The sequence below is a fragment of the Phosphitispora fastidiosa genome, from assembly GCF_019008365.1.
In the GTDB taxonomy this organism is placed as follows: domain Bacteria; phylum Bacillota; class Thermincolia; order Thermincolales; family UBA2595; genus Phosphitispora; species Phosphitispora fastidiosa.
On record NZ_JAHHUL010000090.1, the window covers coordinates 1 to 317 of the forward strand.

The window sequence follows — 317 nt, forward strand, 5'->3', positions numbered from 1 at the left end:
ACCAATTAGAGTGCCAGCAGCCGCGGTAATACTGAAGGTGCAAGCGTTAATCGGAATCACTGGGCGTAAAGCGCTCGTAGGTGGCTTTGTAAGTCAGATGTGAAAGCCCACGGCTCAACCGTGGAATTGCATTTGATACTGCATCGCTAGAGTATAGGAGAGGGAAGTGGAATTTCTGGTGTAGGAGTGAAATCCGTAGAGATCAGAAGGAACACCGGTGGCGAAGGCGACTTCCTGGACTATTACTGACACTGAGGAGCGAAAGCGTGGGGAGCAAACAGGATTAGAAACCCTTGTAGTCCCGTCATACAGATCGG

General features: G+C 50.5%; 1 rRNA gene. It reads left to right on the top strand.

Annotation, left to right across the window (positions count from 1 at the left end):
* Positions 1-317, top strand: a 16S ribosomal RNA gene (locus tag Ga0451573_RS19070); the annotation flags it as partial.